This window comes from Lacrimispora sp. BS-2, from assembly GCF_040207125.1.
Lineage (GTDB): Bacteria > Bacillota > Clostridia > Lachnospirales > Lachnospiraceae > Lacrimispora.
This window is the reverse complement of record NZ_CP157940.1, coordinates 4,180,579-4,192,982: the sequence shown is the minus strand read 5'-3', so window position 1 is coordinate 4,192,982 and position 12,404 is coordinate 4,180,579. Positions and strand designations below refer to the sequence as shown.

Annotated in this window: 12 protein-coding genes; 3 read left to right on the top strand and 9 right to left on the bottom strand. The window is 44.6% G+C overall.

Annotated features, from left to right (window positions below; all coding sequences use genetic code 11):
* Positions 1 to 3 precede the first annotated feature (3 nt).
* From ABFV83_RS19610 to ABFV83_RS19590, 5 genes are all read right to left on the bottom strand, one after another.
* Entirely contained in the window at positions 4 to 1,071 is a 1,068-nt protein-coding gene (locus ABFV83_RS19610; RefSeq protein ID WP_349946283.1) for a zinc-binding dehydrogenase, read from the bottom strand.
* 9 nt (positions 1,072 to 1,080) lie between these two features.
* On the bottom strand, positions 1,081 to 2,274 hold the full coding sequence (locus tag ABFV83_RS19605) for a class I SAM-dependent methyltransferase (protein WP_349946281.1): 1,194 nt from the start codon (positions 2,272 to 2,274) through the stop codon (positions 1,081 to 1,083).
* Between the two features lie 44 nt (positions 2,275 to 2,318).
* On the bottom strand, positions 2,319 to 3,266 hold the full coding sequence (locus ABFV83_RS19600) for an NAD(P)-dependent oxidoreductase (RefSeq protein WP_349946279.1): 948 nt from the start codon (positions 3,264 to 3,266) through the stop codon (positions 2,319 to 2,321).
* Between the two features lie 92 nt (positions 3,267 to 3,358).
* Positions 3,359 to 5,290, bottom strand: a complete 1,932-nt coding sequence (locus tag ABFV83_RS19595; RefSeq protein ID WP_349946278.1) for a thiamine pyrophosphate-binding protein — start codon at positions 5,288 to 5,290, stop codon at positions 3,359 to 3,361.
* Positions 5,291 to 5,622: 332 nt separating this feature from the next.
* The gene (locus tag ABFV83_RS19590) at positions 5,623 to 5,754 is read right to left on the bottom strand and encodes a hypothetical protein (protein ID WP_349946276.1); all 132 of its coding nucleotides are present in this window, start codon (positions 5,752 to 5,754) and stop codon (positions 5,623 to 5,625) included.
* 118 nt (positions 5,755 to 5,872) lie between these two features.
* Between ABFV83_RS19590 and ABFV83_RS19585 the strand changes: the two genes are divergently transcribed.
* Both ABFV83_RS19585 and ABFV83_RS19580 read left to right on the top strand, forming a co-directional pair.
* Positions 5,873 to 7,213 (top strand): cell wall-binding protein, encoded by a 1,341-nt coding sequence (locus ABFV83_RS19585; RefSeq protein ID WP_349946275.1) that lies wholly within the window; start codon positions 5,873 to 5,875, stop codon positions 7,211 to 7,213.
* Between the two features lie 234 nt (positions 7,214 to 7,447).
* Positions 7,448 to 7,855 (top strand): hypothetical protein, encoded by a 408-nt coding sequence (locus tag ABFV83_RS19580; RefSeq protein ID WP_349946273.1) that lies wholly within the window; start codon positions 7,448 to 7,450, stop codon positions 7,853 to 7,855.
* Positions 7,856 to 7,902: 47 nt separating this feature from the next.
* Here the strand turns inward: ABFV83_RS19580 and ABFV83_RS19575 are convergent, their stop codons facing one another.
* The 4 genes from ABFV83_RS19575 to ABFV83_RS19560 form a co-directional block, all read right to left on the bottom strand.
* Positions 7,903 to 8,052, bottom strand: a complete 150-nt coding sequence (locus ABFV83_RS19575) for a hypothetical protein (RefSeq protein ID WP_347843444.1) — start codon at positions 8,050 to 8,052, stop codon at positions 7,903 to 7,905.
* Positions 8,053 to 8,893: 841 nt separating this feature from the next.
* Positions 8,894 to 9,466 carry a nitroreductase family protein gene (locus tag ABFV83_RS19570; protein WP_349946272.1) on the bottom strand — a complete coding sequence of 191 codons (573 nt, stop codon included), beginning with the start codon at positions 9,464 to 9,466 and terminating at the stop codon, positions 8,894 to 8,896.
* Between the two features lie 30 nt (positions 9,467 to 9,496).
* Entirely contained in the window at positions 9,497 to 10,345 is an 849-nt protein-coding gene (locus tag ABFV83_RS19565) for a pirin family protein (RefSeq protein ID WP_349946270.1), read from the bottom strand.
* Positions 10,329 to 10,763, bottom strand: coding sequence for a MarR family transcriptional regulator (locus ABFV83_RS19560; protein WP_349946269.1), 435 nt, complete (start codon positions 10,761 to 10,763; stop codon positions 10,329 to 10,331). Before ABFV83_RS19560 ends, ABFV83_RS19565 begins: the two co-directional genes overlap by 17 nt.
* Before the next feature lie 392 nt (positions 10,764 to 11,155).
* On the opposite strand from ABFV83_RS19560, the gene ABFV83_RS19555 reads away from it, so the two are divergent.
* On the top strand, positions 11,156 to 12,337 hold the full coding sequence (locus ABFV83_RS19555) for a glycosyltransferase family 4 protein (protein ID WP_349946267.1): 1,182 nt from the start codon (positions 11,156 to 11,158) through the stop codon (positions 12,335 to 12,337).
* Positions 12,338 to 12,404: the final 67 nt, after the last annotated feature.

Sequence of the window (12,404 nt, the reverse complement as noted above, 5' to 3'; positions counted from 1 at the left end):
TGTTCACTTCCAATCTATCCGAACCATCACTTTAATCAGATCTTCCGGCTTTTCTTTCATAAGCTGCAGAGCTGTCTCAACCTGCTCCAGGCCATAAAGGTGGTGAGTCACCAGCTTCTCTGGATTGATCCTTCCATACTGGACCATTTTTAAGAGGCGTTCCATTCTCACTCTGCCGCCCTTTGCAAGCTCTGTGTGGATGGTCTTTCCCGCCATGCCCCGTCCTCCTGAAAACTTGGGGAATGGCAGACTTCCGGTTCCGCCATAGTAATTTACATTGGATATGGTTCCGATTCCGTACCTGGCCATATCTACCGCCTGGGCAAAGACCTCATCCCCGCCTCCGCATATGATAACACTGTCGGCTCCAAGACCTCCCGTCCGTTCCATGACCTGTTCCGTCACGTTTCCATCCTTATAGCTTAAGACCTCTGTGGCTCCGAACTCCCTGGCAAGTTCCACACAAATGGGCCTGCTGCCAACTGCCAGGATCCTTGCAGCCCCCAAATGTCGTGCTCCTTCAACCGCCATAAGCCCAATGGGGCCGATCCCCAGGACCACTACGGTATCACCGATTTTAATATCTGCAAATTCCGCTCCCGTAAAGCCTGTAGTAACTACATCCACGCACATAAGGGCCTGTTCCAGGCTGATTCCCTCCGGAATTTTCGCCAAAGTGGTATCTGCATCAGGAATTAAAAATTTCTCTGCAAATACTCCCGGCGCCGTCCTTCCAAGCTGATGACCGGAAAAAGGGGCGGACGCATGCTTAAAATTCCCTTCCTGGATTCCGCAGGCTCTCCAGTCCGGCGTGATGGCAGGAACCGCCACCAGATCTCCGGCTTTAAAGTCGCAGACCAGTTCTCCGGTCTCCAGGACCTCCGCCACGCATTCATGTCCCAAAATCAGGTTGGGAGCCTTCCGCGAGCCTCCCCCATATACCGTATGGACATCAGAGGAGCAGGGGGTCACCGCGATGGGGCGGAGAATGGCTCCATAAGGAGTTATGGAAGGTTCCGGCGCATCATACCAGCCGACCTTGCCAGGTTCGATCAAAACAAAAGCTTTCATAGGTTTTTCTTATATCCTTTCCAAATGATTGGATTTTAACGCCAAAATCTCTAGATTCCGGCCAAATTTTTCCTGTATGATTCCCGCTATCTCATCCGTATAACCAGGAGCCACAATTAAAATGGCATCTACCGGGTCCTTATGGTAATGATCCGGTGGTACAATGGGAAGATGGGAGGCAGGGGCGTACTTTCCCTGCTTAAAGGGTGCGGAATCAATCACGTATCTTGCAAACCGGCCAATGACCGTTGTAGAAGCCAGAGTAAAGCCCTGGTGGCTGGCTCCCCATATTGCCAGGCTCTTTCCCTGGTCCTTAAGCCTGCCGGCCAGCTCTTCCAGTTCCCTGCCAATGGTATCCAGGCTTTCCACAAGACCTGATATGTCCACCGGAGTCCCTTTTCTGCCGTCATCCGGCTTTCCTTCTGACTGCTTTCTTTTTCTCACAATGACAGAAAGAGTATCCCGATTTACCATTTCCTCCTCCAATACCTGAAACCCGGCCATTTCTACCGCATAGCGCAGAGTATCAAAGGTATAATAGGCAAGATGGTCCCGGATCAGTTCATAATACCCGTCATACTGCAGGATATATTCCAGGCTTGGAACCGTAATTAAGCCTACTCCCTCTTCTGATAAGTTGTCCGCGATGCCGCGGAGCATTCCCACCGGATCCGGCTGGTGCTCCAGAAAATTAAAGGACAGAAACCCGTCATAGGGGCCGGCTGCACTGCCGTCATCGGCTGCAAGGACTTCTCCTTCTGCTGCAAACTGCTTCCAGACGGTAAGTCCCTTTTCCCTTGCAAGGCTGACAAGACTTTCCCTGTTTTCGATTCCATAAGCCTTTACCGGAAACTCCGACAGCACAGAAAGAAATTCTCCCTGGCCGCATCCGGCCTCAATCAGCTTCTTTCCTTTCAGATCATACTTATCAATAAAATGCCGGTACTGGCTCTTTCTTAAGTTTACCATGGTGGTGGTAAAGCCGCCGGAACGGATCACGTCCTTGTAGTATGCCACAGGTTCACAATCAAACTGCACCAGACCGCATGCCTGACACTGATGAAGAGAAAGGGTGATTCCCTGTTCCTCTTCCAGTTCTTCTCTTGCCGGGATATCCTGAGCCGAAGCAGGCATATCCGTAAGGGTCATCAGTGGCTTTTCCCCAAGTGGCCTGCCGCATACAATACAAATCCTATCTCTCATACCACAAAAATTCCTCCAAGTCAATATTTTTGTATCCTAGCGAATCAATCGGATATGGCAGCCGCCTGATAAGTCCGCCGGATTCCTTCCTGAAAATTCACAAGCGGCTGCCATCCGGTTGCTTTTTCCAGCTTTTTAATATCGGGAATAAGATTTGCCGGTCCCTCTGCATTGGGCGCCCTTCTGCCGTAGCTGTAGCTTCCGTGAAAACCAAGGTCCTCATACATGGTCCGGATGTATTCCCTTAAAGGACGGTTTTCCCCTTCCGGTCCTGCCACATTATAAATTCCGGAAACCGATTCTTTCTCCTGTTCCATCAAAAGTATCAGCGCCCGGATGCAATCGTCAAGATATAAAAAATTCCATATTTGCGTACACTCCCCCAGGGAAATGTACTCTCCCCTGCCAAATGCTCTAAGGCAGCTTTCCACCAGGGACCAGGGATGATCACCTGGACCGTACACGCTGAATATTCTGGTATGGATGTATTCCATCTCTGATATCCCTGTTTTTCTCCAGTTCTCTGTCAGTGACTTGGCCTTTTCTGAAAATTCCAGTTTTGCCCTGCCATATTCGGAAACAGGCTTGCATTCTGTCTCTTCTGTCATTGCCTCTCTGTGAATTCCGTATTCTGCCTGAGAACCGCTGAAGAGGAAGCGCTTGCAGCCAAGACGTCTGGCTCCTTCCAAAGCCTTTAAGGAATCCTCCACGTTCTTTTGCTGAACCTCCCTTTTCATCCGGTTTTCACTTCCTGATCCATCCCAGCCAAAATGGTAAAATGCCTGGCATGGCTCATGGATTAACTGGGAAAGCTCATGAAGTTCTTCTAAGTTCCGCTCGATCCGTATGAGGCCCTCCCGCTCGTTTATAAGGCTTCCCATATTCTTGGAACCGGGACGGACCACCGCAAATACCTGGTTTTTTTCTAATAAAAGCCGGTCAACCAATGCTCTTCCAAGAAAACTGGTGGCCCCTGTTACAACAACGTTCAACGTTTTTCCTCCACTTGTTGGTTTTTATTTCTGCCGGCAATGAGCCAGGTGCAGGAATGATTCCATTCCTGCATCCGGCCGATGCTGCAGGATTACCTGATTCTAGAGATGATCATATTCCGGTCCATCTCTTCATCGGAAAGAAATGGGGACAGATCCTCTAGCGGCGGGGAAGTAAGGGTTCCGTCCGGCAGGCGCTTGGCAGAGGACTTTGGTTCAAAATTCTGATCCTTGCTTACAAATACCTCACAGATCACCGGTCCCTCCGTGGACAGTGCCGTTTCAACAGCATGCTCCAGCTGGCTGTTATGGCATGCACGAACATAAGGATAGCCATAGGCTGCTGAAAGCTTTTCCATGTCAGGAAAGCTTAAGTCCTGGCTGTCCACTCCGATTCCCACCAGCGGCTCCCCAAAGAAATTCTTCTGGGTCTGGCGGATGGAATGGTATCCTCCATTATTAATAAGAAATATCTTAATTGGCATACGGTGATGAATGATGGTCTGAAGCTCCTGTAAGTTCATCTGAATGCTTCCGTCACCTGTAACCAGAATTATGTCTTTTCCATGTTCCGCCATACAGGCTCCAATAGCGGCTGGGAGATCATAGCCCATGGAGGCAACTGCTGAGTTGGATATGAACCGCTGCTCCTTCTTAATAATATAGGCATGTCCTCCAACAACACAGGCTGAACCGTTTCCTACTACAGTGACCCTGTTTTCAGGAACCCGGCTGCTCAGTTTGTTAATGAATGCGTAAACATTGGCTTCCTCATTGTCTCCATTGCTGTAATGCTTTGGAAGCACGACCGGATATGTTTCCTTCCACATCCGGCAGGTCTCGTTCCAGGTCATGTTGTTAAGACCTTTTCCGCCGGAAAAAAGAGGGTGTTGGGGAGAAGACTGGTATTCTGAATCCAGAAGCTTTTCCAAAGCTGTCAGCAAACCTTTGACATCGGCATGGACTCTCATGTCGGCATGAACGGAAGGCTTCTTCAGCTCCTCAGGATCGATATCATTGACGATCACATAGGCATCCCTGGCCCAAGTCGTATAATTGTACCCTACCTGCCGGATGCTTAAGCGGCTTCCGAGGGAAAGAACCAGATCGCTGTTTTGAATGGCAAAGTTTCCTGCACGGTCTCCCATTCCGCCGCCACGCCCTGTATATAGAGGGTGTTCGTCTTCTATGCAGTCCTGGCTGTTCCATCCTGTCACAACGGGGATTCCCAGCTTTTCTGCTACCCGCATGAATACCTCATGGGCTTGTCCGATACGGATTCCGTTGCCTGCATTAATTACCGGTCTGGAAGAGGATTTTATTTTATCTAAAATGGTGCGGGCAACATCTGACGTTACCTTGGGGGGAAGGACCTGGCGTTTTTCGCCGGAGCCTGCTTCGTCTTCTTTTATTTTCGCTTCGTTTTCACAAGTCCAGCCGTCTCCGCCCTGCTCATAATTTTTCGCTGAAAAACCGATCAAGTCATCTGTTTCAATATAGGCGCCCTGGACGTTTAACGGGATGTCCAGCCAGGTGGGGCCGGGGCGGCCGGATAAGGCAAGGTAAATGGCTTTTTCCAGAGTGTAACGGATCCTCATGGGGTCAATTACCATCTCGCTGTATTTTGTCATACAGTCAATAGCCTTTGTTATATCAAACTCCTGGTCTCCCATGGCTCTGATCCCGACTTCCGACCATCTGGCCGTTGTGTCATAGCGCACCTGGCCTGATAAAATTAACATGGGAATCGAATCCAGATAACCTCCAAGCACTCCGGTAATGGCATTGGTCCCGCCAGGGCCTGTGGTCACGCAGACAGCCGCTATGCGGCCTTCTATTCTGGCATAGGATTCTGCAGCAATGGCACATGCCTGCTCGTGATGGTTATATAAGCAGTGCATTCCCTCCTGATGCCCTAAAGCGTCGTTTAAATGCATGGCTCCGCCGCCGGTAACCGTAAATACCTGTGTAATCCCGGAATCTACCAGCTTTTGGGAGATGTAGTTGGATACTTTCATTCTCATGGATTTTCTCTCCTTTCCTCTTCCCCGCCCGGGGTCTTTGGGCATGTAGGTATACCTGGTGGGTATTTTGGAGGAATGTTTATTTTATTTTTTTAGTTCGTAGTGCAGTCCGCTGGTCCGCAGTGCAGCCTGTAAGCCCGTAATGCAACCCGCTAGTCCGCAGTGCAGCCTGCGAATCCTGCGGCTTCACAGGCTCACGGGCATTCGCCCTATGAATTAGAACGCGGAAAAGTTTTCTTACGTGCGAGCACGACGAAAATTTTTCCGCGTTCTAATTCGCACTGCTCATTGCTTTCGTGAAGATTATACCACACCTCCCCTCCATTTTCCTATTAAAGTTTTCTTACTTTCTTAAAGCTTCCATTTTTCTCCCCAAATACCTTATTATGTAATTTTCCCTTTGCGCCTATGGGGATACCCCTGGCTTTTCTCTTCTTTTTTCTTGTTATGTTATCTCCTTCCATATCTGCCAGCAAACCACACTATCAATGTGCCTTCCAGGTACGTTATAATCGCAGAGTAATGCAACTATGGATTTTCGGCCACGATAAAACTTATTGCAAAAAAGGAGAGAACATATTTATGAAAAAGCATTTAAAATTGATGGCTGTATTATCCGCTGCGGGTGTTTTAACCGTAGCAGCTCCAGAGCTGGGCTTAATCAGCACAGCAGCCACCGCCTATGCGAAGGTAATCGGCTGGGTTGAGGAAAACGGAAGCTGGAAATTTTATGAAGATAATGACAGTTACGTAACCGATGCCTGGAAAAAGCGCGGCGAAGACTGGTACTACTTAAACGAAGACGGCAATGTAGCCACTAATGCACAAATCGATGAATATTACGTAGACGAAAATGGGATAAGGGTTTCTGACAAATGGATTTCCATGTACAATGAAAACTTCTGGGACGCAGCTGATGCTCCTGAGTTTTTATGGCACTACTATGGAAAAAACGGTAAGGAAGTTGTTTCCAAATGGCAGAAAATCAACGATAATTCATACTACTTCAACGACCAGGGTGAAATGCAGACCGGTAAAATCGAAATTGAAGGAGGTATTTATTATTTAGGAGAAGAGAATGACGGCGTTATGAAGACAGGCTGGATTAAGCTTGAGAATGACTCCGACGATCTTGACGAAACCCACTCCTGGTACTATTTTGATAAGAGCGGCCGTATGGTGGAAAACCAGGTCGACAGAAAGATCGATGGAAACTATTATACCTTTGTAAGCGGAATCATGCAGACCGGTTGGTACAAGCTTCCTGTTACTGCAACCGAATCCGAAGCAACTGCCGATGCAGCTACAGCAGCTGGATACCAGTATTATGATCCAGATAACGGTGCACGGGTTAACGGTTGGAAGGAAATCGAAGGTATTGCAGGACTCAGCGAAGAGGGAGAGACTTATACATTCTACTTCAAGAATGGCGCTCCTTTCTGTGCAGCAAATGGTCTTGAATTATTCACCATTGATTCCAAAAAATATGCGTTTAATACAAAGGGAGAAATGCAGACCGGACTGAAAGTCGTGAACTTAGAAGACGGCGGAATTGCCAATTTCTATTTTGGAACAGACGGCGCTATGGCTACCGGAAAGCAGACGATCTACAACGAGGATCTTGATGAAGACCAGGTATGGTTCTTCCAGGCAGAAGGTACTAACAAAGGACAGGGAGTTCACGGTGTCCGTGACAACATCCTGTATGAATATGGTTTAAGAAAAGAAGCTGATGCCGACTTAAAGGTTGCTCCTATTTCCTTTGATGGCAAGCAGTATCTTGTAAATGCCAGCGGTTCCCTCCAGAAAGCAACTTCCTCTTCCAAATCAGCTACAAAGCCAGAGCTTGGAGCAGGATATAAGGATTATAAGGATTCCAATGACAAAGTATGGGTTGTCGATGTAAACGGCATTATCCAGTAAAGTAAAAATATATTACAAAAGATTCATCCGTTCAATTATAAAGAGGTCCGCACGTTTACAGCGTGGGGATCTCTTTTATGCATTTTGCACCAATAATACGGAGGTTTTTGTGTAGCTTCTATAAAATTACAATTTTTTATATAATTTGCACCTTTCTGCGTTATAATTTGAATTATTTTACGTTATATATTATAGAGGTAGATTGTCTTTATGGTAAAAAAAAGGAGGAGACCGATGAGAGAACTGTCCGTGTACTATTGTCCTAAATGCGGTTACTATGGATATTATCAGCTTCAGCGGAACGCAGTTTGCCCCAAGTGCAGGGAGGATATGGTAACATTATCCATCAGTTATCAGGATTTTATGGATCTCTCCTGCGAAGCAAGGGACGAATTGCTTTCCGCCCATATTGTTGCAGCATCTTCTCCCTATGTCCGGCGCCTCTTGGCGCCACACAAGGTCAATAACAACAGGGAGATTATCGCCCGTATGGGGGAACACATTACCGAATTAGAAATAGAAAATGAAAAGCTGAATAAAACTATTGAATGGATGCACCAGACTATCTGGGAACTGATGCGCAAGACCAAAGGGTTTGATCCCGGTAGTGAAGAAAATTCCAAAACCGGAATTGATCCCTGACTGGGATACTTCCCGGGAGTGCCCCCGCACTCCCCGGCTATCCCTGATCAGGCAACCTCGTTTGCGCTTATGTAACGACCTATCAATCTATTAAGCGTCTGATTTAACCTTTTAATCACTTTATGGAGTTTTTCATTCTCTTCCATAAGCCTCTCATTCTCAATCTCTATAATCCTTAGCTTCTCAGCATCTGTCATATAGAAAACCCTCCTTTTTTTCGCTTTTCTTGTAATCACTATAAGCCGTTTTTAATTGTTTGAAAAGCGAAACTAATCGCAATATTCGACATTTATTTGTTATTCCTTAATAATTTAGGCATATTTTTTTATAAAAAGAAACGAAAATACTACATCTATTTATTTTAATTAAACAAGATACTATATGTGCTGTATGGGATTGTCGATAATATTCGTAAAAAATTGATCAATTTTGAGAACATTTTAATGACTAAATGTAACATTTCATTTTATTCTTTTGATATTTAGGATGAAGAGTCGCCTATTGAAGCTTGTGGGGAAGGAGATTTTGTGAGCTGTTGGACGCCTTCGCAGATTGTTGGAGGTGTATGTTATAGACATAATTGAACATGACTGGATTATGAAACTGGCGGAGAATTGCTGTCTCTAGCTATAATTAATCATAGAACCGGATTCCGTCTCATTGCTCTGCAATGGAACCAATGAAAACAAAAGCTGGAATCGCTGATACCTGGAAAAGGAATCAGTGATCCTCATATCTCACGTAGACGGGCAGAGAAAAGCTGGCTCTTACCATCGATATCGCTGCCACCATTGAAAACGCTCTTAAGGCCGCTTCAAGCCTTTTTATGAGACATGTGCCGAAAATTTAGGTTGACCATGAATCTAAGGCTCCAGCAGCTTTTAAAGGCCATGTGCGGAGGTATGGAAGATACAGTTTAATTTGAGAATAAAGTCTTACCTGATACAGTCAGCCGTTTAAATCCTTGTTTAACAAAAAGCAAGCATATGATTAAACCATACACTTGCTTTTCTCCAAATTACGAATGAATTTTTTCGCTTATCTTTCAATCCGGACCCGTTTGGAAATGTCTTCCTTATCTTTTGAATCAGGCTCCTTTACAATCCCTCCGAAAGGCATTTGGGCGATCAGCAGATAGCTTTCCGGTACATTAAACAATTCATGGATCTTCTGGTCTATAACCGGGTTATAATGCTGTAAGGAAGCACCGATCCCTAATTCCCGCAGCCCGCTCCAGATGCTGATTTGAAGCATTGCACTGGCCTGCATAGCCCAGGCCGGGAAATTGTCCGCATACAGTGGGAACTGTCCCTGCAAGCCTTTTACGACCTCCTGATCGTAGAAATAAAGGATGGTTCCTGCACCGGCTTTAAAGCTGTCAATCTTTTCTCTTGGAACCTTACCCTCAAAAACATCGTAAATAGAGTCCCATAATAAGTCCTGCTTTTCTCCTAAAGCTACAACAATGCGGGAGCTTTTCATATTAAAAGCATCAGGTACCAGTTCTGTTAATTTTTCAATCCGCTTAATGACTTCGCCGGTATTAACGGGAAGTTCTTTATTAATGCTGTAATAGCTTCTTCGCTTTTCTAATGATTCAATAATGCCCATTTTAATTCCTCCTTATTTAATTAGAATATTTTATTCGTTATCATATGACATTTTCTTTTGCAAGAAAGTACCCTGATCCAGGTCCGCAAAAGCTTTTTGTAACTCAGCTTTCGTATTCATTACAATAGGTCCGCCCCAGGCTATAGGCTCTCCAAGAGGCGTTGAACTTATAAATAATACCTGGGCATTCTTCTCAGCGCTTTTTATCTCTACCTTGTCTCCAGAGGTAAGCTTTGCCGCTGTCTTCTCTCTTACCAGTTCGCCGCCGACTGAAACCTCTCCTGACAGGGTGAAAAGCATGACCGAGCGGTCTGGCTCTGTATCTATGACAATGGACGCATTGGGATCAAGATGGATATCGTAGTAATCAAGAGGTAGATATCTGCCCATGTATCCCTTTCTGTCCTTGTATTGCCCGGCAAGGAGCCTGAGCTTTCCATTTTTAAGATCAATCTCTTCAATTTCAGCATTTTTGATGCTGTGGTAGGAAGGAGCGGTCATTTTATGCCTTGATGGTAAATTCAGCCACAGCTGCACTCCAAGCATTCGTTCTGATGCGGGTAATTTCTCTTCATGCAGGATGCCGGAACCTGCTGTCATCCACTGGACCTCTCCATCGGAAATAGAATCTTCATTTCCTAAGCTGTCCCTGTGGACCATCTGCCCGCGGTATACATAACTGATGGTTTCAATGCCCCGATGAGGGTGCATAGGGAATCCGGCCGCGTAATCATCGGGATTTGTGCTGTCAAAGGAATCCAGCATCAGTATGGGGTCGTATTCCTCCATTGTTTCATGTCCTAATACCCTGACCAGGTTTACGCCGGCACCGTCCTGGGTTCTAAAACCTCTCACCTGTCTTTTAATCTTTCTCTCCATTAATCTCATCTCCAAACTTTTTTAATAAAACTGCTAACTGTTCTTTTTCTTCATCAGTCCAATGAGCCATTAACTCGATAATTCTGGCTTCATTTCTTGGATAAACCTGTCCAATCAATTCCTGTCCCTGAGCTGTGATATGGAGAATGCACCGCCTCTTATCCTTGCTGTCTGCTTTCCTTATAAGATACCCTCTTTTTTCAAGGTTATTTATAATAAGAGGAATGGTACCGCTGGAACTTAGTATTTTTTCCTGAACCTGGCCAACGGTCATGTCCCCTTTGTGGTACAATGCTTCTAATACAGCAAATTGGCCCATGGTCAGGTTATACTCTGAAAAAATCTTGGTTGATTGGCGGTCAATGTAGTTTACGGCCCGATGGAGGCCGATTAGGATTTTTAACTCTGTTTTTGCCATTGCCTTCTCCTATATTCATCTATATTATCTCTATGTAGTTATATATTACTCTATGTAGGGGCAAATTGCAAGAGGTTTTTTAATTTTTATTTGGAATGGATTCTATTTTATCTTTAAATAGTCGAAATTTTTCTTGACCAATTCCATTTCAAGATAAAGTTCCTACGATTTTTTGCTGTTTCTCATTCCGGCCTGATCTCCAAACGATATTGATTTATATGAAGCTTTTTGATTTTTCATATAAGAAAATCATGAGAACGAAAAACTGTACAGAAGAAATGTGCTTCAATATACAAAATACCTAATAATTTATTAATTTTTCCATACTTTTCAAAATGATTATGAAAAATATGGTATACTACCACTATCAATCAAAGGTATGGTGAATACAAATGGAACTAACTAAAAAAGCGCTTTTAGTCACGACTGTCAGCGGATTCGTTCCCCAATTTGAAATGTCAAATGTAAATATTCTCCAAAGCATGGGGTATGAAATACATTATGCTGCCAATTATAAGACACCTTCCTATGGGAATGATAATAAACGACTGGATGGAACAAACATTATACCGCATCAGGTCGATTTTATCAGAACCCCATTCAGCCTTCACAATATCACTGTTTTCCGTCAGTTAAAGGATCTGATGAACAAGGAACATTTTGACCTTGTACACTGTCACACCCCAATGGGCGGCGTTCTTGCAAGACTGGCTGCTCATGCAACCACAACAGCCCCCGTCATATATACTGCACATGGATTTCACTTTTTTAAAGGTGCCTCTCTCATAAACTGGCTATGCTACTATCCCATGGAAAAATTTCTGTCCCGCTTTACCGATGAACAGATTTGTATCAATAAAGAAGATTATGAACGGGCAAAAAAGCATTTTCACGCTAAATATGTTGATTACATTCCAGGAGTAGGAATAGATCTTGAAAAAACCAGAAAAAGCATAGATAAAGATAAAAAGAAAACAGAACTGGGAATTTCTCAAGATAAAATAGTTCTGCTCTCTTCCGGAGAACTGATAAAGAGGAAAAATCATGAAACTATTATAAGAGCGCTTGCGGATTTAAAGAAAAAAGCTCCGGCATTATCATCGTCTGAATATCACTATATTATTTGCGGACATGGAATACTAAATGACAGCCTAAAAAAACTTGCAGAGAGCCTTCAGGTATCCGACTGTATATCCTTTTTAGGATACCGGGAAGATATGATGGAGATTTTCCAAGTTGCCGATGTATTCCTGTTTCCTTCCTATCAGGAGGGACTCCCCATGGCTCTGCTGGAGGCCATGGCATATGGACTCCCTGTTATATGTTCAGATATCAGAGGAAGCAGAGATCTGATCGGAAACTGCGAAAATCAACCGTTCAATTACTGCTCCGGAGGGATTGTTGTAAAACGAGCTAATGATATATCCGGCTTCAGCAAAGCGATCCGGTTATTGCTGACGGAAAATTCGGCAAGAAAAAAAATGGGCGAATGGAACAGCAAAAGGGCAAAAGAATTCAGCATCTGCTACGTAAAAAATTGTATGGAAAAAATATATAGCAAGTTACTTCCATAATTTTATCTACTGCCTTATTTGGGACTTAACAAGACATTCTTTTATAAATATTTGCAAAAAACCCAGT

Excerpts from the sequence above, each read along its gene's own strand:
- ABFV83_RS19610 (WP_349946283.1), bottom strand. The coding sequence starts at position 1,071 with ATGAAAGCTTTTGTTTTGATCGAACCTGGCAAGGTCGGCTGGTATGAT.
- ABFV83_RS19605 (WP_349946281.1), bottom strand. The coding sequence starts at position 2,274 with ATGAGAGATAGGATTTGTATTGTATGCGGCAGGCCACTTGGGGAAAAG.
- ABFV83_RS19595 (WP_349946278.1), bottom strand. The coding sequence starts at position 5,290 with ATGAGAATGAAAGTATCCAACTACATCTCCCAAAAGCTGGTAGATTCC.
- ABFV83_RS19590 (WP_349946276.1), bottom strand. The coding sequence starts at position 5,754 with ATGGAAGGAGATAACATAACAAGAAAAAAGAAGAGAAAAGCCAGGGGT.
- ABFV83_RS19585 (WP_349946275.1), top strand. The coding sequence starts at position 5,873 with ATGAAAAAGCATTTAAAATTGATGGCTGTATTATCCGCTGCGGGTGTT.
- ABFV83_RS19580 (WP_349946273.1), top strand. The coding sequence starts at position 7,448 with ATGAGAGAACTGTCCGTGTACTATTGTCCTAAATGCGGTTACTATGGA.
- ABFV83_RS19575 (WP_347843444.1), bottom strand. The coding sequence starts at position 8,052 with ATGACAGATGCTGAGAAGCTAAGGATTATAGAGATTGAGAATGAGAGG.
- ABFV83_RS19570 (WP_349946272.1), bottom strand. The coding sequence starts at position 9,466 with ATGGGCATTATTGAATCATTAGAAAAGCGAAGAAGCTATTACAGCATT.
- ABFV83_RS19565 (WP_349946270.1), bottom strand. The coding sequence starts at position 10,345 with ATGGAGAGAAAGATTAAAAGACAGGTGAGAGGTTTTAGAACCCAGGAC.
- ABFV83_RS19560 (WP_349946269.1), bottom strand. The coding sequence starts at position 10,763 with ATGGCAAAAACAGAGTTAAAAATCCTAATCGGCCTCCATCGGGCCGTA.
- ABFV83_RS19555 (WP_349946267.1), top strand. The coding sequence starts at position 11,156 with ATGGAACTAACTAAAAAAGCGCTTTTAGTCACGACTGTCAGCGGATTC.